General features: G+C 62.5%; 28 protein-coding genes and 1 pseudogene. 16 read left to right on the top strand and 13 right to left on the bottom strand.

All coding sequences use genetic code 11. The features are described from left to right. Nucleotides 1-132: 132 nt before the first annotated feature. The 9 genes from coaA to hisB form a co-directional block, all read right to left on the bottom strand. Nucleotides 133-1,092: a type I pantothenate kinase gene (gene coaA, locus EJ075_RS08295; protein ID WP_095484481.1), complete on the bottom strand. Its 960-nt coding sequence runs from the start codon at nt 1,090-1,092 to the stop codon at nt 133-135. A 24-nt stretch (nt 1,093-1,116) separates the two neighbouring features. Next, nucleotides 1,117-1,443, bottom strand: coding sequence for a phosphoribosyl-ATP diphosphatase (locus tag EJ075_RS08300; RefSeq protein ID WP_126104003.1), 327 nt, complete (start codon nt 1,441-1,443; stop codon nt 1,117-1,119). Nucleotides 1,444-1,508: 65 nt separating this feature from the next. Further along, nucleotides 1,509-2,303, bottom strand: a complete 795-nt coding sequence (hisF, locus tag EJ075_RS08305; RefSeq protein ID WP_164547265.1) for an imidazole glycerol phosphate synthase subunit HisF — start codon at nt 2,301-2,303, stop codon at nt 1,509-1,511. After that, nucleotides 2,300-3,136: an arginase family protein gene (locus tag EJ075_RS08310; RefSeq protein WP_126104005.1), complete on the bottom strand. Its 837-nt coding sequence runs from the start codon at nt 3,134-3,136 to the stop codon at nt 2,300-2,302. Before EJ075_RS08310 ends, hisF begins: the two co-directional genes overlap by 4 nt. Next, a complete protein-coding gene (gene hisA, locus EJ075_RS08315) occupies nt 3,133-3,882 on the bottom strand; it encodes a 1-(5-phosphoribosyl)-5-[(5-phosphoribosylamino)methylideneamino]imidazole-4-carboxamide isomerase (RefSeq protein WP_126104006.1) in 750 nt (249 codons plus the stop codon). The genes EJ075_RS08310 and hisA overlap by 4 nt, the downstream gene beginning before the upstream one ends. Before the next feature lie 3 nt (nt 3,883-3,885). Then, nucleotides 3,886-4,176 carry a DUF1330 domain-containing protein gene (locus tag EJ075_RS08320; protein WP_126104007.1) on the bottom strand — a complete coding sequence of 97 codons (291 nt, stop codon included), beginning with the start codon at nt 4,174-4,176 and terminating at the stop codon, nt 3,886-3,888. Between the two features lies 1 nt (nt 4,177). Next, complete coding sequence (gene hisH, locus EJ075_RS08325; protein ID WP_095484487.1) at nt 4,178-4,828, bottom strand: imidazole glycerol phosphate synthase subunit HisH; 651 nt, start codon at nt 4,826-4,828, stop codon at nt 4,178-4,180. A gap of 1 nt (nt 4,829) precedes the next feature. Beyond that, nucleotides 4,830-5,306, bottom strand: a complete 477-nt coding sequence (locus EJ075_RS08330; protein WP_126104008.1) for a DUF2628 domain-containing protein — start codon at nt 5,304-5,306, stop codon at nt 4,830-4,832. A 3-nt stretch (nt 5,307-5,309) separates the two neighbouring features. After that, nucleotides 5,310-5,909 carry an imidazoleglycerol-phosphate dehydratase HisB gene (gene hisB, locus EJ075_RS08335; RefSeq protein ID WP_126104009.1) on the bottom strand — a complete coding sequence of 200 codons (600 nt, stop codon included), beginning with the start codon at nt 5,907-5,909 and terminating at the stop codon, nt 5,310-5,312. 222 nt (nt 5,910-6,131) lie between these two features. Here hisB and hslV point away from each other — a divergent pair, with 222 nt between their 5' ends. The 7 genes and pseudogenes from hslV (at nt 6,132) to EJ075_RS08365 (ending at nt 11,714) form a co-directional block, all read left to right on the top strand. Continuing rightward, the gene (hslV, locus tag EJ075_RS08340; protein WP_095484490.1) at nt 6,132-6,683 is read left to right on the top strand and encodes an ATP-dependent protease subunit HslV; all 552 of its coding nucleotides are present in this window, start codon (nt 6,132-6,134) and stop codon (nt 6,681-6,683) included. 53 nt (nt 6,684-6,736) lie between these two features. Continuing rightward, the gene (locus tag EJ075_RS08345) at nt 6,737-7,261 is read left to right on the top strand and encodes a GNAT family N-acetyltransferase (RefSeq protein ID WP_126104010.1); all 525 of its coding nucleotides are present in this window, start codon (nt 6,737-6,739) and stop codon (nt 7,259-7,261) included. 4 nt (nt 7,262-7,265) lie between these two features. Beyond that, nucleotides 7,266-7,865, top strand: coding sequence for a DUF2585 domain-containing protein (locus EJ075_RS08350; protein WP_126104011.1), 600 nt, complete (start codon nt 7,266-7,268; stop codon nt 7,863-7,865). Between the two features lie 4 nt (nt 7,866-7,869). Continuing rightward, nucleotides 7,870-9,183, top strand: coding sequence for an ATP-dependent protease ATPase subunit HslU (gene hslU, locus EJ075_RS08355; RefSeq protein WP_126104012.1), 1,314 nt, complete (start codon nt 7,870-7,872; stop codon nt 9,181-9,183). 169 nt (nt 9,184-9,352) lie between these two features. Further along, a complete protein-coding gene (locus EJ075_RS08360; protein WP_126104013.1) occupies nt 9,353-10,312 on the top strand; it encodes a DUF1402 family protein in 960 nt (319 codons plus the stop codon). A 272-nt stretch (nt 10,313-10,584) separates the two neighbouring features. Next, a pseudogene (locus EJ075_RS33470) lies at nt 10,585-10,689 on the top strand (helix-turn-helix domain-containing protein); the annotation flags it as partial. A gap of 77 nt (nt 10,690-10,766) precedes the next feature. After that, nucleotides 10,767-11,714 (top strand): integrase core domain-containing protein, encoded by a 948-nt coding sequence (locus EJ075_RS08365; RefSeq protein WP_245458122.1) that lies wholly within the window; start codon nt 10,767-10,769, stop codon nt 11,712-11,714. A 193-nt stretch (nt 11,715-11,907) separates the two neighbouring features. On the opposite strand, the gene EJ075_RS08370 is transcribed toward EJ075_RS08365, so the two are convergent. The 3 genes from EJ075_RS08370 to EJ075_RS08380 all read right to left on the bottom strand — a co-directional run bounded on the left by EJ075_RS08370 (nt 11,908) and on the right by EJ075_RS08380 (nt 14,630). Beyond that, entirely contained in the window at nt 11,908-13,137 is a 1,230-nt protein-coding gene (locus tag EJ075_RS08370; RefSeq protein ID WP_126104014.1) for an FAD-dependent oxidoreductase, read from the bottom strand. Between the two features lie 5 nt (nt 13,138-13,142). Next, nucleotides 13,143-13,457, bottom strand: a complete 315-nt coding sequence (locus EJ075_RS08375; protein WP_126104015.1) for a MocE family 2Fe-2S type ferredoxin — start codon at nt 13,455-13,457, stop codon at nt 13,143-13,145. A gap of 63 nt (nt 13,458-13,520) precedes the next feature. Further along, nucleotides 13,521-14,630, bottom strand: a complete 1,110-nt coding sequence (locus EJ075_RS08380; protein WP_245458123.1) for a fatty acid desaturase family protein — start codon at nt 14,628-14,630, stop codon at nt 13,521-13,523. A gap of 175 nt (nt 14,631-14,805) precedes the next feature. Between EJ075_RS08380 and EJ075_RS08385 the strand changes: the two genes are divergently transcribed. The 9 genes from EJ075_RS08385 (at nt 14,806) to EJ075_RS08425 (ending at nt 23,534) form a co-directional block, all read left to right on the top strand. Then, the gene (locus tag EJ075_RS08385) at nt 14,806-15,837 is read left to right on the top strand and encodes a LacI family DNA-binding transcriptional regulator (protein WP_126104016.1); all 1,032 of its coding nucleotides are present in this window, start codon (nt 14,806-14,808) and stop codon (nt 15,835-15,837) included. 336 nt (nt 15,838-16,173) lie between these two features. Beyond that, complete coding sequence (locus EJ075_RS08390) at nt 16,174-17,115, top strand: sugar ABC transporter substrate-binding protein (RefSeq protein WP_126104017.1); 942 nt, start codon at nt 16,174-16,176, stop codon at nt 17,113-17,115. Nucleotides 17,116-17,266: 151 nt separating this feature from the next. Beyond that, entirely contained in the window at nt 17,267-18,343 is a 1,077-nt protein-coding gene (locus EJ075_RS08395; RefSeq protein ID WP_095484496.1) for an ABC transporter permease, read from the top strand. A 2-nt stretch (nt 18,344-18,345) separates the two neighbouring features. Further along, nucleotides 18,346-19,113 (top strand): ATP-binding cassette domain-containing protein, encoded by a 768-nt coding sequence (locus tag EJ075_RS08400; RefSeq protein WP_095484497.1) that lies wholly within the window; start codon nt 18,346-18,348, stop codon nt 19,111-19,113. Nucleotides 19,114-19,241: 128 nt separating this feature from the next. Next, nucleotides 19,242-20,243: an inositol 2-dehydrogenase gene (gene iolG / locus EJ075_RS08405; RefSeq protein WP_095484498.1), complete on the top strand. Its 1,002-nt coding sequence runs from the start codon at nt 19,242-19,244 to the stop codon at nt 20,241-20,243. A 23-nt stretch (nt 20,244-20,266) separates the two neighbouring features. Then, a complete protein-coding gene (locus EJ075_RS08410) occupies nt 20,267-21,061 on the top strand; it encodes an SDR family oxidoreductase (RefSeq protein ID WP_095484499.1) in 795 nt (264 codons plus the stop codon). A 198-nt stretch (nt 21,062-21,259) separates the two neighbouring features. Continuing rightward, a complete protein-coding gene (locus EJ075_RS08415) occupies nt 21,260-21,526 on the top strand; it encodes a type II toxin-antitoxin system Phd/YefM family antitoxin (RefSeq protein ID WP_126107278.1) in 267 nt (88 codons plus the stop codon). Further along, a complete protein-coding gene (locus tag EJ075_RS08420; protein WP_126104018.1) occupies nt 21,523-21,945 on the top strand; it encodes a type II toxin-antitoxin system VapC family toxin in 423 nt (140 codons plus the stop codon). Before EJ075_RS08415 ends, EJ075_RS08420 begins: the two co-directional genes overlap by 4 nt. Nucleotides 21,946-22,442: 497 nt before the next feature. Beyond that, nucleotides 22,443-23,534 (top strand): 3-deoxy-7-phosphoheptulonate synthase, encoded by a 1,092-nt coding sequence (locus EJ075_RS08425; RefSeq protein ID WP_126104019.1) that lies wholly within the window; start codon nt 22,443-22,445, stop codon nt 23,532-23,534. Nucleotides 23,535-23,744: 210 nt separating this feature from the next. Here the strand turns inward: EJ075_RS08425 and EJ075_RS08430 are convergent, their stop codons facing one another. Beyond that, entirely contained in the window at nt 23,745-24,854 is a 1,110-nt protein-coding gene (locus tag EJ075_RS08430) for a Gfo/Idh/MocA family oxidoreductase (RefSeq protein ID WP_126104020.1), read from the bottom strand. Nucleotides 24,855-24,862 lie beyond the last annotated feature (8 nt).

Genomic DNA, 24,862 nt, shown 5'->3' on the forward strand with positions numbered 1-24,862 from the left:
GATGTGCGACGCGGTCAGCTGCCGGTCGATCAATATGAAGGAATGGCGCGTTCATTGTTTGCCGGAGCCCGCAGATCAGGCTCGACAATAGAAAGACTGGGTTAAGATGACTTTAAGGAATGGCTCGGAATTTCACAGCTTCCTGAGCGCCACTTCCTCGACCAGGTGATTGGCGCCCTTGCGCAGGATGAGATCGGCACGGGCACGCGTCGGCAGGATGTTCTCGCGCAAATTCTTCAGGTTGATATTGGCCCACAAGCCTTCGGCGATGGCGCGGGCCGCTGCTTGCGAAAGTTGCGAATAGCGGTGGAAGAAGGAGTCCGGGTTGCGGAAGGCGGTCTCGCGCAGCCGCATGAAGCGGGCGATGTACCAGTGATGGATCAGCTCCTCTTCGGCATCGATATAGATGGCGAAATCGAAGAAATCCGACAGGAAAGGCACGATCTTGCCGTCCTTCGGCAGCTTGCCGGGCTGAAGCACGTTGATGCCTTCGAAGATCAATATGTCCGGCCGGTCGATGGTCTGGAACTCACCGGGAATGACGTCGTAAGTCAGGTGCGAATAAACAGGCGCGCGGACATTGCGCTGCGCCGATTTGATGCCCGACAGGAAACGCAGCAGGGCGCCGACATCATAGCTGTCGGGAAAGCCCTTGCGTTCCATTAGGTTGTTGCGGCGCAGGATTTCGTTGGGAAGCAGGAAGCCGTCGGTGGTGATCAGATCGACCTTGGGGCTCGACGGCCAGCGCGCCAGCAATTCCTTGAGCACGCGCGCCGTGGTCGATTTGCCGACCGCGACAGAGCCGGCAATGCCGATGATGAACGGCGTTTTGACGATATCCACCGCGTTGAAGAAGGCCTGGCGCTGCCTGAACAGCAGCTGGCTCGCCTCGACATGCGCGGACAAAAGCCGCGACAGCGAAAGATAGATGCGCTTGACCTCTTCGAGGTCGACCGGGTCGTTGAGCGAGCGCAGGCGACGGATCTCATCCGCGCCGAGCGTCATCGGCGTGTCGGCGCGGAACTGCGACCATTGCTCCGCCGAGAAGAAACGAAAGGGTGAATATTTCTCGGTGGGGGCGAGCTGGTCCATCGAGTTTCCTACCCTCCGCAGCGATCAGCCCCGGTCCTGCCGAGACGCCTTTTCGGCGATCCCCGAACGACCGGCGCGGCGTTCGAGTTCGGTCAGGACATCGGCAAGCGGAACGCCGGCGACGCCCAGAACGACGAGCCAATGATAGATGAGATCGGCGCTTTCCGAAACGAGCGCTTGTCTGTCACCCCCAACGGCCGCGATCACTGTTTCGACCGCCTCTTCGCCGAACTTCTGTGCCGCCTTGTCGATGCCGCGCGCGAACAGTTTTGCCGTCCATGAATCCGCATCGCCGGAATGCGCGCGTTCCCTGATGATTGTCTCCAGATCGGAGAGCGAAAACTCAGCCATGGCACCATCTATCTGCTTGTTTAAGCATGATCTTTTCCGATAACCGGGTCCCCACTTTTCATGCTTTAGAGCCGATCGCCCGATGAGTCCAGCCGCATCGGCAGCCCGGCGCGGGCCATATGCGCCTTGGCTTCGGCGATGCTGTAAGTGCCGAAATGGAAGATCGATGCCGCCAGCACCGCACCGGCATGGCCATCGCGAATGCCCTCGACCATGTGATCGAGTGTGCCGACGCCGCCGGAGGCGATGACCGGCGCACGCACGGCGTCGGCTACCACGCGGGTGAGCGCAATGTCGTAGCCGGCCTTGGTGCCGTCGCGGTCCATCGACGTGAGCAGGATCTCGCCGGCGCCGCGATCGACCATCTGCCGAGCAAATTCGACTGCGTCGATGCCGGTCTTCTCGCGGCCGCCATGGGTGAAAATCTCCCAGCGGTCGGCCTCGTCTTCACCCGATACTTTCTTGGCGTCGATGGCGACGACGATGCACTGGTTGCCGAACTTGTCGGCCGCCTCGGCGACGAAATCGGGATTTTTCACCGCCGCCGTGTTGATCGACACCTTGTCGGCGCCGGCCAAAAGCAGCCTTCTTATGTCGGCGACCTGGCGCACGCCGCCGCCGACGGTCAGCGGCATGAAGCATTGTTCGGCCGTGCGGGCGACGATATCGAAGATCGTCTCGCGATTTTCGGATGAAGCCGTGATGTCGAGGAAGCAGAGCTCATCGGCGCCGGCGGCGTCATAGGCCTTGGCCGCCTCGACCGGATCGCCGGCATCGACCAGGTCGACGAAGTTGACGCCCTTGACGACGCGGCCGTTCTTGACATCGAGACAGGGGATGACGCGGGCTTTCAGCATCAGATCCTCTCAAGCGCGGCAAGAAAATCGCCAAGTAATTGCCCGACGATGGGCGGAACCTCGCCCTTGGCGTCAAATGCCGGGTCGTAGGCAGACAGGGTGACGCCGACAATCGGGATCGACCTGGCCAGTCCGCACGCCAGTTGCCGCAGTTGATCCGGGTTTGGGCCTCCCGGCTGCGCATAGCGGTTCACTTGCAGCACATCCGGATCGTGAACGTCCAAATCCAGATGCAGATGTGCCCGAACCGCGCCGGCCGCCTTCAGCTTTCCGACATTGTCGAGCGCATCGGCGCATTGGGTGCGAATGATAGGCAATGTGTCCAGCAGGCGCTTTTCATCGGGATCGAGGTCGCGTGCATCGACCAGCATGCACCGCGATGGATCTATCGCCTGGAAGCGGGGAATCGCTGACGTCATCGGACGCCAGCAGAGCCCCAGCGTCGTCGCCAGCGCCATGCCGTCGAGGAACCCGTAGGCGGACGTCTCGGGCGTGTTGAGATCGCCATGCTGATCGACCCAGATGATCGAATCCGCGGCGTTGCCGGCCACCGCACCGGCGGCGGTCAGGCAATTTCCGGCGAGCACGATGGGAAAACGCTCATCGTCGCGCGCCAGATCGACCTTGGTGGCGACTGCCCGGCAAACCGCGAAGCCCGTCGCGATTTCGCGTCTCTGGGCATCGCCGACCTCGCCGATGTCCTCGACGACGACATCGTGGCCGCGGAAAGTAAGTTCATCGACGAGGCCGCCGGCAATGATGGCGTCGGGGCCCTGGCCACAGCCGGCATGGTAAAGGCCGCTGTCATAGGGTGCGAGAATGATCGAGAGTTTCATCGCGCCCTCGCCTTGTCCGGTGCTGCCGCCAGGATCGCCAGTGCCTCGGCCGGATCGATACGCCCGTCATAAAGCGCGCGGCCCGAGATGGCGCCTTCGAGTTTTTGCGCATCGGGCATGGTCATGCGCACGATGTCGGCAATCGAGGCCAGACCTCCAGAGGCGATGACCGGGATCGAAACCGCTTCGGCGAGATCGATGGTGGCGTCCCAGTTGATGCCGGTCAACACGCCGTCGCGATCGATATCGGTGTAGATGATGGCGGCAACGCCGGCGCCCTCGAATTTCTTCGCCAGTTCGATGACGCCGAGGCTCGAGGCCTCGGCCCAGCCCTCGACCGCCACCTTACCGCCCTTGGCGTCGATGCCGACGGCGATCCTGCCGGGGAATGCCTTGCAGGCCTGCCTGACCAGATCGGGATCGCGCACGGCCACCGTGCCGAGAATGATGCGGGCCAGCCCGCGATCGAGCCAGTCCTCGACCTGCGCCAGGGTGCGGATGCCGCCGCCGAGTTGCACCGGATTTCTCGTCGCCTTGAGGATGGCGCCGACCGCCGCGCCGTTGACGCTCTGGCCCTTGAAGGCGCCGTTGAGGTCGACCACATGCAGCCATTCAAAGCCCTGTTGCTCGAAGGCTCTGGCCTGCGCGGCCGGGTCGTCATTGTAGATCGTCGCGGTCGCCATGTCGCCATGCTTCAGGCGCACGCACTTGCCGTCCTTGAGGTCGATGGCCGGGAACAGGATCACCGTTCAAGCGCCTTCGACAATGACGAAGTGACCGGTCGAGGCGGCAAGCCTGTACTTCAGGGCCGCCCGGTATTCAGGCGATTCGTAGCATTCTATCGCCCTGTCGTAGGACTCGAACTCCACCAGGACATGACGGTTGCCTGTCGGCCCTTCCGGGTTCGCGCGACGCCCGGCCCGCATGGGAAACTTCGCGCCATATTTCGCAAAAGCTGCGGCGTTCGCCTCGATAAATTGCTTGTAGACCTCAGGATCGCGGACATCGACCATCGCCATCCAGTAGCCTTTCTTGCTCATCCTAGGGCCTCCAGCTCAGGAAATTGGTGATCAGCGCCAGGCCAAGCGCCTGGCTCTTTTCGGGATGGAACTGCGTGCCGGCGAGATTGTCGCGGGCGACCGTAGCCGTCACCGGACCACCATAGTCGGCAATCGCCAGCACGTCGTCCGCTTTCCTGGCGTCAAGATGATAGGAATGAACGAAATAGGCGTGCAGTCCCTTGGCGCCGGTCGGAATGCCGGAAAACAGCGGGTGCTTGTGCGTGAGCTCGATGGTGTTCCAGCCGATCTGCGGGATTTTCAGCGCAGGATCGGCCGGGGCGATCTCCTTGACGTCGCCGGCGATCCAGCCAAAGCCTTTTGTAACAGTCTTCTCCAACCCCCGCTCCGACATCAGCTGCATGCCGACGCAGATGCCGAGGAACGGCCGCCCCTTGACGATCGCGACCTCCTCGACCGCTTCCCACATGCCGGCCACAGCGCGCAGCCCGGCCGCGCAATCGGCGTAGGCGCCGACGCCGGGCAGGACGACGCGGTCGGCGGTTCTGACACGCTCGGCATCGGCGGTCAGGTCGATGGCGGCGGCGATGCCGGCTTCGTGCGCGGCGCGCTCGAAGGCTTTGGTGGCCGAGCGCAAATTGCCCGAGCCGTAGTCGATGATCGCGACCCGCATGTCAGGGTCTTCCCGGCGTGTGGTTCAGCCCTAGCGCTATGCCCATATGTGCTGGCCTGGCATGGACAGCGTCGGGAACGATGCGTTGCGCGGGCGCTTGCTCATCCGAATGCGCTTCGGCTTCCAGCACATAGCGCGTATCGGCATCATCGAGCCTGTCGGCCTCGACGACGCCCCATTCATGCCAGCCACGGCGGCGCAGTGCGGCAATCCGCAAGGTCTGCCCTTCCAGCCCGACATAGAGCGATACAAGCAGCGACAGCAGCGGACCTGCCAGCCCCAGGCTCAATCCTTCAGCAAGCATCGAAAGGAGAGCCATGGCGACAAAGGCCAGGGCTGCCTCGATCCACAACCGGTGCCAGAGCAGCCACAGCGGCGGCACGAGGAAGCCGAGCCAGGAAAAACCATCACGGACAAAGGCCGTCATATCAGACTTTTCGCCGCGGCCGGACGGTTCCATCACGACATAGATGGCCATGACCTATCCCTTCAGAGATCCCTTGGTGGAGGGGACCGCGTCCGGCTGGCGCGGGTCGCTTTCAAGTGCTGCGCGCAGCGCGCGGGCCACTGCCTTGAAGCAGGTCTCGGCGATGTGGTGATTGTTGGCGCCGTAGTGATTGGTGACATGCAGCGTGATGCCGGCATTCTGCGCCAGGGCCTGGAAGAATTCGCGCACCAGTTCGGTGTCGAACGTGCCGATTTTCGGCGACGAGAACGCAACGTTCCAGACCAGGAAAGGACGGCCGGAGACGTCGATCGCCGCGCGTGTCAGCGTCTCGTCCATGGCGAGATCGATCGAGGCATAGCGCATGATGCCGCGCCGCTCGCCCAGCGCCTTGGCCAAAGCCTGGCCGAGCGCGATTCCGGTGTCCTCGACCGTGTGGTGGTCGTCTATGTGCAGATCGCCCTTGGCCTTGACCGTCATGTCGATCAGTGAATGGCGCGAAAGCTGGTCCAGCATGTGGTCGAAGAAGCCGACGCCCGTCGAAATATCGGATTTTCCCGAGCCGTCGACCTGGACCGATACGGAGATGTCGGTTTCCCCAGTCTTGCGGCTTGCGTTGGCGGAACGGGGCGGCATGACCTCATCCTTGTCCAGAGTTCAGACGTTCCAAGCGCCCACGTGCTTGAAAACGAGAGCCTTCTAGCAGCATGATCCGGCGATTGCCAGTTGCCATGCCAGGGGATATCGAGCCTGGCAGATGACCGGTTTGCAATCATCGGGCCTATGCATACATATGGCCGATCAAGTCACTCGTAACGCGCCAATTGCCTTCGGGATCGGTGCTGATCGGAGCAGAAAATGTCTGATAAACTGACCATGCACGCCACGACCATCGTGACGGTGCGCAAGGGCGGCAAGGTGGTCATCGCCGGCGATGGCCAGGTCAGTCTCGGCCAGACCATCATGAAGGGCAACGCCAAGAAGGTGCGCCGCATTGGCAAAAGCGGCAATGTCATTGCCGGTTTCGCCGGCGCCACCGCTGACGCCTTCACCCTTCTGGAGCGGCTCGAGGCCAAGCTCGAACAATATCCGGAGCAATTGACGCGGGCCTGCGTCGAGCTCGCCAAGGACTGGCGCACAGACCGCTATCTGCGCCGGCTGGAAGCGATGATGCTGGTCGCCGACAAGTCGGTCTCGCTGGCGCTGACCGGCACCGGCGATGTGCTCGAGCCCGAACATGGCGTCATGGCGATCGGTTCGGGCGGCAACTACGCGCTGGCCGCGGCGCGCGCGCTGATGGACAGCGACAAGGATGCCGAGGAGATCGCCCGCAAGGCGATGCAGATCGCATCCGACATTTGCGTCTACACCAACAACAACTTCGTCATCGAAACACTCGATGCCGGTTGAGCCGGCCGCTGGCCATGATCCCGAAAAGTGGAAACCGGTTTTCGGCGGAAATCATGGCCAAACAAGAGAATAGATATGACTTTCGGCCGGTGACCGAGGCGGACCTGCCGATGATCGCGGCATGGTTGGCCGAGCCGCATGTCGCCGAGTGGTGGGATGATCCCGAGACGGAGATCACGCAAATCCGCGAGCATATCGACTCGATTTCCGTCGAACCGCTGATCATCGAGCTCGACGGCGAGCCGATCGGCTATATGCAGAGCTACGACCCGCATCTGGAGGACGGCCATCCCTATAGCGACCAGCCGTTCGGCACGCTCGGCATCGATCTGTCGATCGGCAGGCCTGAGCTTGTCGGACACGGCCACGGCTCGGCAATTGTGCGGCAGTTCGTGGAACAGCTGTTCGAGGAAGGGGCGCCGCGTGTCATCATCGACCCGGATCCGGCCAACGGACGAGCCATCCGCGCCTATGAAAAGGCCGGTTTCAGAGCTATCGATCGAAGGCAATCGGAATATGGCGACGTTTTGCTGATGGCAATCGATGTCGAAGTGGGCGACGCCGAAGAGGGGCAGTAACAGCATGAGCACAACCGGCGCCGACAAATCCGTCTCGGCCTACGAAGACAGCTGGCGGATGGGACTTCTGCTCGTCCTCGGCCTGATCATATTCCAGGCCGGAGCCCTTTACGGCATGGGCCGAACGCCGATCTGCACATGCGGCTATGTCAAGCTGTGGCACGGCATCGTGCAGAGCTCGGAGAATTCCCAGCATATTTCCGACTGGTACACATTCTCGCACATCATCCATGGCTTCCTGTTCTACGCGCTGGCGTGGGCTCTGTTCCCGCGCTCGCCGATCGGGCTCAGGCTGGCATTTGCGGTCGTCATCGAGGGCGGCTGGGAGCTTCTCGAGAACAGCCCCTTGATCATCGAGCGCTATCGCGCCGGCACAATTTCGCTCGATTACTACGGCGACAGCATCATCAATTCGGTGGCGGACACGCTGGCAATGGTGCTGGGATTTGTGATGGCGCGGAGGCTTCCTATATGGGTGATCGTGACCCTCGCTCTCATCTTCGAATTCGGTGTCGGCTACATCATCAGGGACAATCTGACACTCAACGTGATCATGCTGCTGCATCCGTTCGAGTCCATCCGGCAGTGGCAAAGTGGAATTTAGTGACATGACCACCTTCTCTCCCCGCGAAATCGTTTCGGAACTCGACCGCTTCATCATCGGCCAGAAGGACGCCAAGCGCGCCGTGGCCATCGCCTTGCGCAACCGCTGGCGCCGCCAGCAGCTCGAAGGCCAGATGCGTGAAGAGGTGATGCCGAAGAACATCTTGATGATCGGCCCGACCGGCGTCGGCAAGACCGAGATTTCGCGCCGCCTGGCACGCCTTGCCGGTGCGCCGTTCGTCAAGGTCGAGGCGACCAAGTTCACCGAGGTCGGCTATGTCGGCCGCGACGTCGAGCAGATCATCCGCGACCTGGTCGAGATCGCCATCGGGTTGGTGCGCGAGAAGATGCGCGAGGACGTCAAGGCGCGCGCCCATATCAATGCCGAGGAACGTGTGCTGGAAGCGCTCGTCGGCAAGACGGCGAGCCCTGCCACGCGCGACAGTTTCCGCAAGAAGCTGCGCGACGGCGAGCTCGACGACAAGGAGATCGAGATCGAAGTGGCCGACACCGGCACTGGCGGAATGCCCGGCTTCGAGATTCCCGGCATGCCGGGCGCCAATATCGGCGTGTTGAACATCAACGACATGCTGTCGAAAGCGATGGGCGGCCAGAAGACCAAGACGCGCAAGACGACGGTGAAGGAATCCTACACGCTGCTGGTCGGCGACGAGTCCGACAAGCTGCTCGACCAGGATGAGGTGGTGCGCAGAGCGCTCGAATCGACCGAAAACGACGGCATCGTCTTCCTCGACGAGATCGACAAGATCGCCTCGCGCGAGGGCGGCATGGGCGCCGGTGTTTCCCGCGAAGGCGTGCAGCGCGACCTGCTGCCGCTTGTCGAAGGCACAACGGTCGCGACCAAATACGGACCGGTGAAGACGGACCACATCCTGTTCATCGCATCGGGTGCGTTCCACGTCGCCAAGCCGTCCGACCTGCTGCCGGAACTGCAGGGCCGTCTGCCGATCCGCGTCGAGCTGCGGGCGCTGGAGAAGGACGATTTCGTCCGCATCCTGACCGAGACCGAGGCCAGCCTGATCAAGCAGTATATCGCGCTGATGAAGACCGAGGGCGTCGACCTCGTCTTCACCGACGACGCCATCGATTCGCTGGCCGGCATTGCCGTCGATCTCAACGCCAGCGTCGAGAACATCGGCGCCAGACGGCTGCAGACGGTGATGGAGCGGGTGCTGGACGAGATCTCCTATGACGCGCCGGACCGCCACGGCACGTCGGTGACCATCGACGCCGCCTATGTGCAAAAGCATGTCGGCGACCTATCCAGAAACACGGATTTGTCGCGTTTCATCCTGTAAGACGGCGCCGGCCAAGCCCGGTGCCCGGGCGACGGGCGATTTCCGGACATTCCGCAGTGTGTGGCCAAATGGAAGCATCTGGCCACCTTTTGTCTCAGTTGTCGAAGGGCTCTCGACTCGACCTGGGGCTTTACCTAGTTTGCCCGGCGACTATTACAGGCGGCGGCGCATGAAAAAACTGATCCTCGTCATTCTCGGGCTGACGCTGGCGGCAGCCATGTTCGCTGCGCAAGCGGCGACGATGGTGCCGCCTGGCAACAGTCATGCCGAGCAGCCCAACATACCGGGCGCATCGAGCCGGCGCACCCAGGCCACCAACACCACCTTCCAGGCGAAATACCGCAAGGTCTACGCGCTGCTGCAGAACGACGCCGGTCTTCGCGGCAAGATCAGCCAAGCGGCGGCGACCTATGGCATCGATCCGATGCACATCGTCGGCGCCATCGTCGGCGAGCACACCTACAATGTCGACGCCTACGACCGGCTGCAGACCTACTACGTCAAGGCGATCTCCTATCTGTCGAGCAAGCTGTCCTTCGCCTATGAAGGCGAGGACATCACCGATTTCGTGCAACGGCCGCAATTTGCCAAATGCGCCGGCGAATCGGACAGTTACGCGCTGTGGGCGTGCCGCGAGCAGGTGTGGAACCAGTCCTTTCGCGGCAAGAATGTCGGGGGGACAAGCTTTCCCAATGACCGCTTCGGCGCCACTTTCTTCCAGCCCTACTATGCCGGCCAGACCTTCGGTCTTGGGCAACTCAATCCGCTGACGGCGTTGCAGATGAGCGATCTCGTGCACCAGGTTTCCGGCCTGCCGAAGCTCGACGTCGGCGATCCGAACGGGGTCTACAAGACCATCATGGATCCGGACCTGACATTGGCTTATGTCGCGGCGACGATCCGGAAATCGATCGATGCCTACCAGAACATTGCCGGCTTCGACATATCGGACAATCCCGGCATCACATCGACGCTCTACAATGTCGGTAATCCGGAACAGCGCGCCTATGCGCTGAAGGCCGAGAACGACAAGCGCCGTGCCGCGGGCGAACCGGAGAAGCTGCCCGAGGAAAATTACTATGGCTGGCTAGTCAACGACAAATTGCCGGAGCTGAAGGCGCTGTTTTAGAACGTGTTGAGATTCGGATTTTGAGCCGGATCGAAGTCGCCCCTTTCGGGCGTTTGCGCTGCCCCTCCTTGCCCTGCCGGGCATTTCTCCCCGTATAGTGACGGGGAGAAAGAACGCTTGTCCGAACCGGATAGATAGGTAACAGAATGGACCGATTGCATGGGTGACAGTTTTCTTGTCCGCCGGGAGGACCGGCGATGGTTTGGCAAGAGACTGGCATCATGGACGAGCGGCTTCGGTTTGTTGTGGAGTGCCTGGCGGGTGAGGAGACGATGAGCGAGCTTTGTGTGGCCTACGGCGTATCGCGCAAGACCGGCTACAAATGGCTTGGTCGCTATCGCGCGCTCGGCCCGGAAGGCCTGCATGATCTGCCGCGGGCGCCGCTCAATCATGGCCGAGCGACGGCCCTGGATCTGGTGGAGCGGATCGTTGCGGCCAAGGAGACGCACCCGCTGTGGGCCCGAAGAAGATCATGGCGCGGCTCAAGCGCACCGCTCCCGAGCTGCTGTGGCCGTCGGCCTCGACGGCTGGTGCGATCCTTGCGCGGCACGGGCTTGTCAGCGTCCGCAAGCGGGCACGGCTGCGGGCCTGTGGCAACGGACCATGGCCGCAAGCCGAGGAGCCGAACGCGGTATGGACGGGCGATCACAAGGGCTGGTTCCGGACCCGTGACGGGTGGCGCTGCGAACCGTTGACGGTGATGGATGCGTCGAGCCGCTACCTTTTGGCGCTCGAAGCGACGGGCTCGACGGCGGACGATGAGGCCTGGCCGGTATTCGAGCGGCTGTTTGAGGAGCATGGTCTGCCAGATCGGCTCAGAAGCGACAATGGCCCGCCTTTCGCATCGGCCGGCGTCACCGGGCTGACGCCGCTTTCGGTGCGCTTCATCAAGCTCGGCATCACGCTGGAGCGGATCGCGCCCGGCAAGCCGCAGCAGAACGGGCGCCACGAGCGCTTCCACCTGACCATGCTGCCGCTGGCCAAGACGCCGGAGGCCGACAGAATGGCCCAGAGCCAGGCCTTCGAGGCCTTCCGGCGCAGCTACAATGAGGAGCGTCCGCATGAGGCGCTGGCCATGGACACCCCGGCGCAGCATTACCGCGCCTCGCCGCGCGCCATGCCCGCGACACCGCCCGAGCCCGACTATCCGGCCGAGGCGGCGGTGCGCAGCGTGCGTCACAACGGCGAGATCAGGTGGAATGGCGGCTTCATCTACGTTTCCAAGACGCTGGCCGGCGAAGCGGTCGCCGCCGCAGAGACCGAGGATGGTGAATGGGCGCTCAGCTTCCATGCCCATCCGCTCGGCATCCTCGACACCAGGCGCATGAAACTTGTCCGCCGCAGCGCCGCGCCAACCAGACCGCTTGGCGCTGCGGCCGACAGCACAGGGGGAAAACTGTAACCCATGTATCCGGTTCAAAGTGTTACCCATCTATCAACTGGACACGCTGGCATCGGCTGCAACGCCCGTTCTGCGGCGCTGGCGATTGGCGAAATCCTAAGCGACAGTGTCCTTCTCCCCGTCACTATACGGGGAGAAGATGCCGGCAGGCAGATGAGGTGCGGCGCCGGCTTTCGGCAATCGGCGCCACGGCTCACGCCGCCAGCAGAGACTTCAGCTTGACCGTCTGCGAGCCGAGCGCTTCCGGCGCCGGCTTCGCCCTTTTGGCGATCAGCATCTCGGCCAGCCTTATGTCGCGTGCGACCGAATTGCCTGGGCCGATGCCGCTTGCCGCGACCAGTCTGCCGTCGTCGGCGAGGTGGAACAGGATGAAGGCGCCGTCGTCGAGGTCTCGTCGCACGACCTCGCTGCCCTCGTCCGAGAGCCCGGCGATCTGCAAGGTCAGGCCGTATTGATCCGACCAGAACCATGGCACTGCTGCATGGCTTTCGCTGGCGCCCAGCATGTTCCTGGCCGCGAGCGCGCCCTGCTCCTGCGCATTGCGCCAGGCTTCCAGCCGCACGCGCCGGTCGTCATAGACGGCAAGCGGAAACGAGCAGCAATCGCCGGCGGCAAAGATATCCGGATCGCTGGTGCGAAGCTCGGCAGCGACTGCTATGCCGTTGTCGATCGTCAGCCCCGCCTCCGCGGCAAGTCCGGTCACCGGCACGGCGCCGATGCCGATCACGGCGAGATCGGCGACGATGTCCTGCCCGCCCGCAAGCCCAATGCGCACCTCGGCGCCGTCGTCGGCGATCGCCACGATGCCGTCGCCGCACAGGATTTTCACGCCTTCGGCTTCATGCGCCTGGTGGATGATTTTGGCGATTTCGGCCGGCACGCCGCGCATCAGGATGCGCGGCTGCGCCTCGATGACGGTGACTGCGGCGCCCAGTCTGCGCGCCGCGGCGGCAAGCTCGAGGCCGATGAAGCCACCGCCGACAATGGCGATATGGTTTCCGGCGCTGAGATGGGCGCGGATGGCCAGCGCGTCGTTGAAGGTCCGGAGATAGACGCAGCGCGCGCCAAGGCCGGGCATCGGCAGCTTGCGCGGCACAGAACCCGTCGCCAGCAAGAGCTTGTCATACGGAAGGCCTGAGCCGTCCGACAGCTGCACGACATGCGCCGCGCGGTCGATCGCCACCGCCTGAACCGAATGGATATGCCGGATCGACCTGTCGGCCAGGATCTCATCGCTGGCGATCGCCTTGATCTCGGGCGCATTGCTGGCCATCGCGTCTTTCGACAGCGGCGGCCGCTCATAGGGCAGATGCGGCTCGTCGCCGACCAGCGTCACCGGCCCGTCATAGCCGAGATCGCGCAGCGCCAAGGCAGCCCGTCCACCGCATTCGCCGGCACCGATGATGACCATCCCCTTCGTCATCACCGTCACCCAATCTGAAGGAGGATTTTGCCGGCGTCGACCTTGACCGGATAGGTCCTGAGATTGACGCAGACCGGCGCACCCCTGGCCGCACCGGTCTTGTAGTTGAAGCGGCCATTGTGCTTCGGGCATTCGATGATGTCGTCCATCACCAACCCGTCGGCCAGATGCACCTTCTCATGCGTGCAAAGGCCGTCCGTCGCGAAATATTCGTCGTCGGGGCTGCGATAGATGGCGAAGGTGCGGCCGCCATGGTCGAACCGCATCACGTCCTCTTCGTCGATGTCTTCGGCATCACAGGCCTCGACCCAGTCGCTCATCAGTCCTCCCGCAGTTTTTTGCTTGGTCAACTTGCCCGGCATGTTACCTGGCATGGGCGCATATCATTCCGCTGCTGCCGCGACAGCAGCGTTATCGTTGTGGAATTCCTCGCGATAGGGCTTCGCGGTCGGCGGCAGTTCGCGCTTGAGGAAATAATCTTCATTGCGCAGCTGGCGCAGGAAGGCAGGCACCATCTCGCGATAGCCGGCCAGGATCGATGGCGTCGGCGCCGGCAGGTCGTGCTTGATCATCTCATGCAGCCTGGGCAGCGCGTGATAGGGCACCATCGGGAACATGTGGTGCTCGACATGGTAGTTCATGTTCCAATAGATGAAGCGGCTGATCGGGTTCATGTAGACCGTGCGGCTGTTGAGGCGATGGTCGATGACATTTTCGGCGAGGCCGCCATGCTGCAGCAGGCCGGTCATGACATGATGCCAGGCGCCGTAAAGCCTGGGCAGCCCGACCAGCATCAGGGGCAGGAACGAGCCGCTATAAAGTGCCAGCGCGATGGTCGCGGCATAGATTGCCGCCCAGATGCGGGCAATGCGGATCGCCTTTGGCTGCTCCTGCTCTGGAATGAAGGCCTTTTCCGCCGGGCTGATGATGCCGGCCGCATTGCGCACCATGTCGCTCATGGCATGCCAGGCATCAACAATGCCGAAGAAGTTGAGCACGACGCGCAACAGATCGGGTGGGCGCATCACCGCGATTTCCGGATCGCGGCCGACGATGATCGTATCGGTGTGATGCCGCGTATGGCTCCAGCGCCAGGTCACCGGGTTGCGCATGATCATGAAGCAGGCGATCTGATAGATCACGTCATTCATCCACTGCGTCCTGAACGCGGTGCCGTGACCGCATTCGTGCCAGCGTGAATCGGTGGAAGAGCCGTAGAGGACGCCATAGACGAAGAGGAACGGCACGCACCACCACGTGCCCCAGAACCAGGCACCGCCCGCTCCGCTCAGGATGAGGGCGCCGAGCCAGATGATGGTGTCGCGGATCGCCGGCCCATCGGAGCGTTGCATCAGCTCCTTCATCTGCTTGCGGGGCACGTCGGTGTGATACCACTCGGCCGCCGCCAGCCCGGTCTCGACGGCGAGCTTTGCGTCGCGGCCGATCAGGCTGTAGTCGCGCCGGGACGGTGCTGCGTCCATCGTTGCGTCCATCGGAGTGCCTCCACCAGCGCCCTGCGATCCGCCCCGGCCAATGACCGGGCCGCGGTCGCAAGCATCGTAGGCTAGAAATAGCGCCAAGGCATGATAGGCTCAATATCACAAAGATAGTTTCTATCATTTCCCATCAGAATGATATAAATTGCTTTTGGCAAGCGGAGAGACAGCAATGGCAAAACGGCCGACCATCACCGATCTGGCGCGCGCCTCCGGCGTCAGCGTCGCCACCGTCGACCGGGTGCTGAACAATCGCCTGCCGGTGCGCGAGGAAACCGCGCGCCGTGTCTATGAGGCGGCGACCGATATCGGCTATCACGCTGCCGGACTGATCAAGCAGCGGATGCGCCAGGAACTGCCGGAGTACCGGCTCGGTTTCCTGCTGCTGAGGGGCAATGATGTTTTCTACAGCGATTTCGCGCGGGAGCTCGAACTGGCGGTGTCGCAGTCGCAGCGCTTCCGCGGCGTGGCAACCATCGATTTCGCCGGTTCGCTGGCCCCCGGCGAGATCACTGCCCAGATGCGCAAGCTGGCGGCGAAATCCAGGGCGGTCGCCCTTGTCGGTCCGGATCATCCGACGCTGACGGCAGCCGTCGAGGCGCTGAAGGCGAGAGGGCAACCCGTCTTCTCGCTGCTGTCCGACTTTGCCGCCGGCATCCGCGAAGGCTATGTCGGCCTCGACAACCGCAAGGTCGGCCGCACCGCGGCCTGGATGATCGCCAGGGCGGCGAGGAAGCCCGGCAAGGTCGCGCTTTTTGTCGGCAGTCATCGCTTCCATGGTCATGAGCTGCGCGAGATCGGCTTCAGATCATTCTTCCGCGAGCATGCGCCGGAATTCACGGTGCTGGAGACGCTGGTCAATCTGGAGGCCAACCAGGTGACCCATGATGCGATGATCGATCTTCTGGCGCGGTACCCGGATCTTGCCGGCTGCTACGTCGCTGGCGGCGGCATGGAAGGCGCGGTTTCCGCGCTACGGGCGGCCAGGCCGGCAAACATGCCGGTGGTCGTCTGCAACGAGATCAACGCCGAATCGCGCGCGGCGCTTGCCGACAACATCCTGACGATGGTGATTTCGACGCCGCTGGCAGCACTATGCCGCGAGCTTGTCGATCTGATGGCGCATGCCATCGAGGCAGGCGCTGCCAACGCGCCCGGCCAGACCTTCCTGCCCTTCGACATCTATCTGCCGGAAAACATCTAGGTTCGGGCACGATGCGTCGGCAATGATGTGAACAATCAGCCTGATGGATTCTTGCAGACGATTTGCCGGCCCTCAGCTGCGTTATCCGAAAATCCGGCATCCGCTTTCGGAATCTCCTTGACGCCCGCACGCGGAATGGAATAAATATTTCACCAGATAGGTATTTTGGTTCTTTCGTTCCGGAACATCTGTTTCAAGCAGAGGGCCTGGCGTTCCAGTCAACTCGGAAATCGCCATCGGGAACGGAGATGGCAATCGGGAGAGATTCCCTGTGAGATCGGGGATTCCGGGTAGATCGGTGCAGCCGGACACCAATTCTGTGGAGGAGAAAATAAAATGAAGAAACTGCTTTTGGGCGTCGTGTTTTCGGCGCTGATGAGTTCGTCCGCCCTCGCGGCCAAGATCGGCGTGTCGATGGCGCTGTTCGACGACAATTTTCTCACCGTGCTGCGCAACGGCATGATCGAGCAGGCCAAGGGCATGGATGGCGTGGAGCTGCAGGTCGAGGACGCGCAGAACGACGTCGCCAAGCAGCTCGACCAGATCAAGAACTTCGTCGCCTCGGGCGTCGACGCGATCATCGTCAATCCGGTCGACACCTCGGCCACCCAGGCGATGTCGGACGCCGCGGCTGCGGCCAAGGTTCCGTTGGTCTATGTCAACCGCGAGCCGGTCAATGTCGACACGCTGCCGGACAACCAGGCCTTCGTCGCCTCTAACGAGGTCGAATCCGGCACTCTCGAAACCCAGGAAGTCTGCCGCCTGTTCAAAGAGGCTGGCAAGACCGAGGCCAACGTCTACGTGATCATGGGCGAGCTGTCGAACCAGGCGGCGGTGCAGCGCACCAAGGACATTGACGACGTGATCGCCACTCCGGAATGCAGCTTCATCAAGATCATCGACAAGCAGACGTCGAACTGGAAACGCGAGGAAGCGCAGAACCTGATGACCAACTGGCTGTCGACCGGCACGCCGTTCGATGGCGTTATCGCCAACAATGACGAAAGCGCCATCGGCGCCATCCAGGCCATGAAGGCTGCCAACATCGACATGAAGTCGGTTGTCGTCGGCGGCGTGGACGCCACCCAGGACGCGCTTGCCGCGATGCAGGCGGGCGACCTCGACGCGACCGTGTTCCAGGACGCGGCCGGCCAGGGCGCCGGGGCGCTGGACGCGGCGCTCAAGCTTTCCAAGGGCGAGGCGGTCGAACAGAAGGTCTACATCCCCTTCCAGCTGGTCACGCCGGCGAACATCGACAAGTTCCTGCAGAAGAACTGAGGCAGAGGACGGTTTTTCGATAGGGAGCGGCGCGGCAGAGCATCGGACCCTTTTAAGAATCCGATGTTCGAAAAACAAAAAGCGCCGCTCCTCTTTTCCTTATCGCCGTAGACAGGCGGCGGGAGGCGACTGCTGACGGAGGAAGCAAGATTTGGCACAGACAACCCATGGCGTCGGCGGGCTGAGCTATGATGCGAAGAAGCGCACATGGCCTGCCGAATTCAACGTTTTCCTGGCGCTCATCATCCTTGTCGGCGCCTTCGAGCTGATAGGCCGCGTCTTTCTTGGCGACAGCTTTCTGTTCAATACCCGCGCCAATGTCGATACGATCTTCAACGAGGCGCGCCTGCAGATCATCATCCTGCAGGTGTCGATCGTCGGCATCATCGCCATCGGCGTGACGCAGGTGATCATTTCCGGCGGCATCGACCTTTCCTCTGGTTCGATCGTCGGCGCCACGGCGATGATCGCCATGAGTTTCGCCCAGGTGGCGACGGTCAACGGCAACCCTAACCCCAAGGCGGTGTTCCTCGCGCAAGGCTGGACCGACCTGCCGGTGATCGTGCCGGTGTTGGTCGCGATCGGCTGCGGCCTATTGGCGGGCCTGGTCAATGGCTCGTTGATCGCCTACACGCGCATTCCGCCGTTCATCGCCACGCTCGGCATGATGGTCACCGCGCGCGGCATCGCCAAATGGTGGTCCAAGGGGCAGCCGATCTCGTTTCCCACCGAGAGTTTCGCCGCCATCGGCAAGGGGCTGATGCCGGTCATCATCTTCATATCGCTGGCGATTCTGTTCCAGCTGATCCTGTCATACACCAGGTACGGCAAGCACTGTTATGCCATCGGCTCCAACGAGGACGCCGCCCGGATGTCCGGCATAAATGTCCAGAACCACAAGATCCTCGTCTTCGTCATTGCCGGCATCCTCGCCTCGCTCGCCGCCGTGGTGCTGAGCTCCAAGAACCTCACCGCTCAGGCCGGCATGGGCGTGATGTACGAGTTGGACGCCATCGCCATGGCGGTCATCGGCGGCGTCTCGCTGTCGGGCGGCCGCGGCTCGATTATCGGAACGGTGATCGGTGCGCTGATCTTCGGCGTCATCATCTCCGGCTTCACCTTCCTGCGCCTCGACGCCTACTACCAAGAGATGGTCAAGGGCGTGATCATCATCGGCGCAGTCGTTCTCGACCAGTGGCGCCAGCGCCTGCGGGCAATGAGGGCTTGATCATGTCAGACATCGTCCTGAAAACCGAAAACCTGACCAAATACTATGGCGGCGTGCATGCGCTCGAAAGCGCGAATTTCGAGCTGCGCAAGGGCGAGCATGTCGCCATCATGGGTGACAACGGCGCTGGCAAGTCGACCTTCGTGCGCCAGATCACCGCCGTCGAGCAGCGCACCAGCGGCAAGGTCTGGTTCGATGGCAAGGAAGTGAACTTCGCCGGCCCGATCGCGGCGCGCGAGGCGGGCATCGAAACGGTGTTCCAGAACCTGGCGCTTGCCGACGATCTCGACGTGCCGTCGAACCTGTTTCTCGGCCGCGAGAAGGTGCTTTTCAATCTCGGGCCTTTCTCGATCCTCGATCGCAAGTTCATGCGCAAGGCGACCGAGGCGGCGTTGATCCGCACGGCGGTCAAGATTCCCAATCTCAACAACACCATCCGCCACATGTCGGGCGGCCAGCGCCAGTGCGTGGCGATCGCCAGAACCGCGACCTTTGCGTCCAAGCTCATCATCATGGATGAGCCGACGGCAGCACTTGGCGTGCAGGAGACGATGCAGGTCGAAAACATCATCCGCACGCTGAAAGCCAATGGCGAGCCGTTGATCCTGATCAGCCACAACATGCGCCAGGTGTTCGACCTTTGCGACCGCATCGTTGTCTTCCGGCGCGGCCGCATCGTCGCCAATTTGCGCAAGCAGGACACCGACGGCAACGATATCGTCTCATATATCACCGGCGCCAAGACCGGGGAGGCGGAACTTGCGGCCTAGGGCCAATGCCGGCGCGGGTCATCGACCCGTCGCCGATCTGCCGCGATAAGAAAATCTACTGCGCCTCGCGCTGAACGGTGCAGGAAAGACGCACTTTCATTTTCGAACAATCCTCAAAGGAAATTCCCATGTCTCTCCGCTTCGCTCTTCTCGGTGCCGGCCGCATCGGCAAGGTCCACGCCCGTGCCGTTGGTTCCAATCCGCAGGCCAGGCTGGTGGCAGTTGCCGATGCCTTCGAGAAGGCGGCGACGGATCTGGCGTCGGCCTATGGCGCCGAAGTACGAACCATCGAGGCCATCGAAAAAGCCGGAGATATCGACGCAGTCATCATCTGCACGCCGACCGACACCCATGCCGACTTGATCGAGCGGTTCGCCAAGGCCGGCAAGGCGATCTTCTGCGAGAAGCCGATCGACCTCGACGCCGGCAGAGTGGAAGAATGCCTTGAAGTGGTCGACAAGGCCGGAGCCACTTTGATGGTTGGCTTCAATCGCCGCTTCGATCCGCATTTCGCCGCCGTGCGCAAGGCGATCGACGACGGCGCCATCGGCACGGTCGAGATGGTGACTATCACGTCGCGCGATCCCGGCCCGCCGCCACTCGATTATATCGGCCGCTCGGGCGGCATCTTCCGCGACATGACCATCCATGATTTCGACATGGCGCGCTTCCTGCTCGGCGAGGAGCCGGTGGCCGTCAGCGCCCATGCCTCGGTGCTGGTCGACAGACAAATCGGCGAGGCCGGCGACTTCGACAGCGTCAGCGTCATCCTCGAAACCTCTTCCGGCAAGCAGTGCATCATCTCCAATTCGCGCCGCGCCACCTATGGCTACGACCAGCGCATCGAGGTGCATGGCTCGAAAGGCATGATTGCGGCCGAGAACCAGCGGCCGGTGTCGATCGAACTGGCCAATGAAAAGGGCTATACGCGCCCGCCGCTGCACGACTTCTTCATGACCCGCTACCTCGACGCCTATGCCAACGAGATCGCTGCCTTCATCGCGGCGGCGACATCAGGCAAGAAGGCGGCGCCGAGCGGCAAGGACGGGCTCGTCGCGCTGAGGCTGGCGGACGCGGCGCTGAAATCGGCGAAGGAAGGCAAGACCGTTCGCCTCGACAAGACAGTCTGACTATCAAGCACAGGAGCAAGGCGATGAACGGTTCCGCCGGTCGCAATTCAGAAACACGCGCCATCGTCACCGGCGGTGCGCAAGGCATTGGCTTCGCCGTCGCTGAGGCGCTGGCCGATGAGGGCTGCCGGGCGCTGGCGCTGGTCGGCCGCTCGCAGGAGAAGGGCGACAAGGCCGTCGCCATCCTCAAGAAGTCGGGCGTCGACGCCATCTTCATCAGCGCCGATGTTTCCAAAGTGGCCGACTGCAAGCGCGCGGTCGAAACGGCGATCGGCCATTTCGGCAGCGTCAACGCGCTGGTCAATGCCGCCGCCACCTCGGCGCGCGGTTCACTGGTCGAGACGAGTGAAGAGCTTTTCGACCAGATTTTCCAGACCAATGTGCGCGGCCCCTTCTTCCTGATGCAGGGCGTGGTGGCGCAGCTGCTCGCCCGCAAGGCGCCAGGCTCGATCGTCAATGTGCTGTCGATGTCGGCGCATTGCGGGCAATCGTTCCTGGCGCCCTATTCGTCGAGCAAGGGCGCACTGGCGACGCTGACCAAGAATGTCGCCAACGCGTACCGCAGCAACCGCATCCGTTGCAACGCCGTGCTGCCCGGCTGGATGGACACCGAGGGCGAGGCGATCGTGCAGAAGAAATGGCACGATGCGCCTGATAACTGGCTGGAAAAGGCCGAGGCGGCGCAGCCGATGGGCCAATTGGTGAAGCCGGACCAGCTTGCCCGGCTGATCAGCTATATGGTCAGCCCGCAGTCGGGCGTCATGACCGGGTCGCTGGTCGACTATGACCAGAATATTGCGGGATCGTCGCCGGAATAGGATCAGCCGAGTAGCCTCACGTCCAGAAGCAGCTCGGCACGCGTCGGCCGAGATGACCCGAGAATACCCGCGGCCGGCGTGATCGATTCGACCAAACTCACCAAGGCGCTCGGGCTGAAAAACCCCTCTCCTTCCTTGTTGCCGCCGGATCATCATTCCCATATAGTCAAGATGGTCAGAATGGTCATGGAGGACGAAATGCTGTCTGCGCCCAAAAAGGGCACCAACTGGACGGTCGCTGGGGCAAAAGCTCGGCTCTCGGAGGTTATCGAGCGCGCCCAGTCATCGCCGCAGACGATCACCAGAAACGGCAAACCAAGCGTGGTTGTCGTCTCCGCCGAGGAATGGCAGCGCAAGACCGCGCGCAAGGGTACGCTTGCGGAGTTTCTGCTGGAGTCGCCGCTGCGCGGCGCCGATCTCGACCTCGAGCGTCAGCGCGACGAACCGCGTGATCTGCCGCTGTGAGGCTCCTGCTCGATACGAATGTCCTGTCCGAGGTGACTAGGCCGGCGCCTGACCCACGCGTTTTGGACTGGCTGGACGGGCTTGATGAGGACCGCTCATTCATCAGCGTCGTGTCGATCGCCGAGATCCGGCGTGGCGTCGCCCTCATGGATGAGAGCCGGAAACGCGAGGCACTGGCCCAATGGCTCGCTCAAGACCTGCCGCAGCGCTTCGAACAGAGGGTTCTTTCGGTGGACGAACCGATTGCCTTGGCGTGGGGCGACCTGATGGGCCTGGCGAAGCGCCGCGGTCGCGGCCTGTCGTCGATGGACGGCCTGATTGCAGCCACGGCGATTGCGCAGGAGCTCACCTTGGCAACGCGTAATACGAACGATTTCGAAGGCTTTGGAATTGAACTCTTCAATCCCTGGACTGCATGAACCGCTCGGCACTGCGTGTTGGGGCTCGAAAGCGACCGATGTGTCCTCGTCATCACTTCGTCATCCACGGGCGGAGCAAGGAGCGTAGCGACGCAGCGCAGACCCGAGGATCCACGCCGTGACTTCAACGCGTTGCCGCGATGCAGAATTCTGCTCCGCTGCGCTCTTCGGCTAGCGTCACGGAATGGATCCCAGGGTCTCCGCGACGGAGCTTCGCTCCTGCTTCGCCCTAGGATGACGAAGTTCGGAAGGCTTCAGCCAATCGCGAATGGGCTGGAGTAGACCTCCTCCTCATCAGACACGTGACAATCGCCACGGCTTCGACTATATGAGCCCCATGATCAACCTGACCGCCACCTATTGGTACTTTAGGAACTCGCTGGCGGCGGGAGGATTGCGCTCGATCTGAAGATTGCAGCATCAAAATCCGAACAGCCGCCAGACCTGGCGGCTTTTTTGTTTCAGCCGGCAGGTCTCCCAATCAGGAGCAGAGAGCCGTGTTGACCACCACAGATGATCTTCGGGTCAAGGAAATAAGGGAACTGAGTACGCCGGACCAGGTGATGCGGGAGATACCGCGCACGCTGACGGCGACGCGCACCGTGACCGCGTCGCGCAACGCTATCCACGCCGTGCTGACCGGCACTGACGATCGGCTGATCGTCGTCGTCGGCCCCTGCTCGATCCACGACCCGGCCGCCGCCGTAGACTATGCCAGCCGCCTGGCATCGCTGCGCGAAAGCCTATCCGATCGGCTGGAGATCGTGATGCGCGTGTATTTCGAGAAGCCGCGCACGACGGTCGGCTGGAAAGGCTTGATCAACGATCCCGACCTGGACGGCAGCTTCAACATCGACAAAGGACTGAGGATGGCGCGCAATGTGCTCTCCGCCGTCAACAATCTCGGCCTGCCGGCAGCGACCGAATTCCTCGACATGGCCACCCCGCAATACATTGCCGACCTCGTCGCCTGGGGCGCGATCGGCGCGCGCACGACCGAGAGCCAGATCCATCGCGAACTCGCATCCGGCCTGTCCTGCCCGGTCGGCTTCAAGAACGGCACCGACGGCAATTTGCGGATCGCCGCCGAGGCGGTGAAATCCGCTGCCCAGCCGCATCATTTCTTGGCGGTGACGAAGGGCGGGCGCAGCGCCATCGCGACGACCACCGGCAACGAGGACTGCCACGTCATCCTGCGCGGCGGCATTCAGTCCAATTATGACGCGGCAAGCGTCGCCGCCGCCAGTGCGGAACTCGCCCGGATCGGTGTCGCGCCCCGGCTGATGATCGATGTCAGCCACGCCAACAGCAACAAGAAGCCAGAGAACCAACCGAAGGTAGCGGCCGACGTGGCGGGCCAAGTCGCGGCAGGCGACGAGCGCATTATCGGCGTCATGATCGAGAGCAACCTCGTTGCCGGCCGGCAGGACGTCATGCCCGGCAAGCCGCTCGTCTACGGCCAGAGCATCACCGATGGCTGCATCGACTGGGCAACCACCGAAACGGTGCTGCACGGCCTTGCCGACGCGGTCGAGCAACGCCGGTCGGCGCGACGCGCCCTGGTCGCCAGCCGCCCGGGAGCCGCTTGACGCTTTCCCCTTCTCCCCTTGTGGGAGAAGGTGGATCGGCGCGAAGCGCCGAGCCGGATGAGGGGTGTTGGAAGAAACGAGACGTTAAGATATCGAATGATTTTAAGCTCTTAAGACATCAAAGTAGCGATCCGTCCAACACCCCTCATCCGACCGAGCTTCGCTCGGCCACCTTCTCCCACAAGGGGAGAAGGGGAGCCAACGCCCGCGCTACCTAACATCCAACCAGCGCTGTTCCTCGAACGAGCGCGCCATGGCATGCACGGTGCGCTCGATCTCCAGGCCTTCGTCGAAATCGATGATGCGCGCCGGCTTGCCGGCGAGCCTAGTCAGCAGTTCTCGGCATTCGATGATCTTGAGATCGTTGAAGCCGAGACCGTGGCCGGGTGCCGGCAGGAAGGCGTCGTAAGGTCTGTGGTGCGGCGCCACCAGGATGGTTCGGTAACCCTGCTCGGTCGGCCGGTCGGCGGTGAGATAGAGCTGGAACTCGTTCATCCGCTCCTGATCGTACAGGATCGAGCCCTTCGAGCCGAAGATCTGGATAGCGATCCGGCCCTTGCGGCCCCAGGCCGAACGGTTGGCCAGCAAGGTGCCGGCAACGCCGTTTTCGAGGTGCATCAGCACGCTGGCGATGTCATAGGTCTCGACCGTGCGGCGCCCGCCTGAAGCGACGCGGCGATCGGCATAGGGTTTTGCCATGTCGCACATGACGCGGGCGACGCGGCCGAACAGCACGGCGACCAGCGACAGCGGATGCACCGCGAAATCGTCGAGCGCGCCGTAGCCGGACGCCGCCTCGTGCTTCCAGAAGAACAGCGCCTCTGGATCGGCCATGAAATCCTCGTCCATCTCGATGCGCAGATGGTTGACCTCGCCGATGATCTTTTCGTCGAGCAGCGCACCGATATGGCGGATCGCGGGGTTCTGGATGTAGTTGTAGCCGAGGGCTGCCACCTTGCCGGATTTTTTCGCTGCTGCCGCCATGGCTTCGGCTTCTGCGAAGCCCGGCGCCATCGGTTTTTCGCACCATAGATGCTTGCCGGCTTCGAGGATGGCGATGGCCATTTCCGGATGGAACTGGTTTGGCGTCGTCAACGAGACGATATCGACCTCGGGGTCGTTAACGACGGCGCGCCAGTCACCGGAACCCTTGGCGAAGCCGAATTCGGTGGCACGGCGCTTGGCAAGCTCCTCGTCGACCTCGCCGAGATGGACCAGCCTTGGTTTGGCCACGTCGGAAAAGACAGTGCCGACCGCGTTCCAGGCGATGGCGTGGCACTTGCCCATGAAGCCTGTGCCGATAAGACCGACTCCGACCATTCCCTTGT

The sequence above is a fragment of the Mesorhizobium sp. M6A.T.Cr.TU.016.01.1.1 genome (assembly GCF_003952585.1).
Lineage (GTDB): Bacteria > Pseudomonadota > Alphaproteobacteria > Rhizobiales > Rhizobiaceae > Mesorhizobium > Mesorhizobium mediterraneum.

Bases quoted from the DNA above. Each gene is read 5' to 3' on its own strand.
- coaA (WP_095484481.1), bottom strand. From the start codon at position 1,092: ATGGACCAGCTCGCCCCCACCGAGAAATATTCACCCTTTCGTTTCTTC.
- EJ075_RS08300 (WP_126104003.1), bottom strand. From the start codon at position 1,443: ATGGCTGAGTTTTCGCTCTCCGATCTGGAGACAATCATCAGGGAACGC.
- EJ075_RS08310 (WP_126104005.1), bottom strand. From the start codon at position 3,136: ATGAAACTCTCGATCATTCTCGCACCCTATGACAGCGGCCTTTACCAT.
- EJ075_RS08320 (WP_126104007.1), bottom strand. From the start codon at position 4,176: ATGAGCAAGAAAGGCTACTGGATGGCGATGGTCGATGTCCGCGATCCT.
- hisH (WP_095484487.1), bottom strand. From the start codon at position 4,828: ATGCGGGTCGCGATCATCGACTACGGCTCGGGCAATTTGCGCTCGGCC.
- EJ075_RS08330 (WP_126104008.1), bottom strand. From the start codon at position 5,306: ATGGCCATCTATGTCGTGATGGAACCGTCCGGCCGCGGCGAAAAGTCT.
- hisB (WP_126104009.1), bottom strand. From the start codon at position 5,909: ATGCCGCCCCGTTCCGCCAACGCAAGCCGCAAGACTGGGGAAACCGAC.
- hslV (WP_095484490.1), top strand. From the start codon at position 6,132: ATGTCTGATAAACTGACCATGCACGCCACGACCATCGTGACGGTGCGC.
- EJ075_RS08345 (WP_126104010.1), top strand. From the start codon at position 6,737: ATGGCCAAACAAGAGAATAGATATGACTTTCGGCCGGTGACCGAGGCG.
- EJ075_RS08350 (WP_126104011.1), top strand. From the start codon at position 7,266: ATGAGCACAACCGGCGCCGACAAATCCGTCTCGGCCTACGAAGACAGC.
- hslU (WP_126104012.1), top strand. From the start codon at position 7,870: ATGACCACCTTCTCTCCCCGCGAAATCGTTTCGGAACTCGACCGCTTC.
- EJ075_RS08360 (WP_126104013.1), top strand. From the start codon at position 9,353: ATGAAAAAACTGATCCTCGTCATTCTCGGGCTGACGCTGGCGGCAGCC.
- EJ075_RS08370 (WP_126104014.1), bottom strand. From the start codon at position 13,137: ATGACGAAGGGGATGGTCATCATCGGTGCCGGCGAATGCGGTGGACGG.
- EJ075_RS08375 (WP_126104015.1), bottom strand. From the start codon at position 13,457: ATGAGCGACTGGGTCGAGGCCTGTGATGCCGAAGACATCGACGAAGAG.
- EJ075_RS08380 (WP_245458123.1), bottom strand. From the start codon at position 14,630: ATGGACGCAACGATGGACGCAGCACCGTCCCGGCGCGACTACAGCCTG.
- EJ075_RS08385 (WP_126104016.1), top strand. From the start codon at position 14,806: ATGGCAAAACGGCCGACCATCACCGATCTGGCGCGCGCCTCCGGCGTC.
- EJ075_RS08390 (WP_126104017.1), top strand. From the start codon at position 16,174: ATGAAGAAACTGCTTTTGGGCGTCGTGTTTTCGGCGCTGATGAGTTCG.
- EJ075_RS08400 (WP_095484497.1), top strand. From the start codon at position 18,346: ATGTCAGACATCGTCCTGAAAACCGAAAACCTGACCAAATACTATGGC.
- iolG (WP_095484498.1), top strand. From the start codon at position 19,242: ATGTCTCTCCGCTTCGCTCTTCTCGGTGCCGGCCGCATCGGCAAGGTC.
- EJ075_RS08410 (WP_095484499.1), top strand. From the start codon at position 20,267: ATGAACGGTTCCGCCGGTCGCAATTCAGAAACACGCGCCATCGTCACC.
- EJ075_RS08415 (WP_126107278.1), top strand. From the start codon at position 21,260: ATGCTGTCTGCGCCCAAAAAGGGCACCAACTGGACGGTCGCTGGGGCA.
- EJ075_RS08430 (WP_126104020.1), bottom strand. From the start codon at position 24,854: ATGGTCGGAGTCGGTCTTATCGGCACAGGCTTCATGGGCAAGTGCCAC.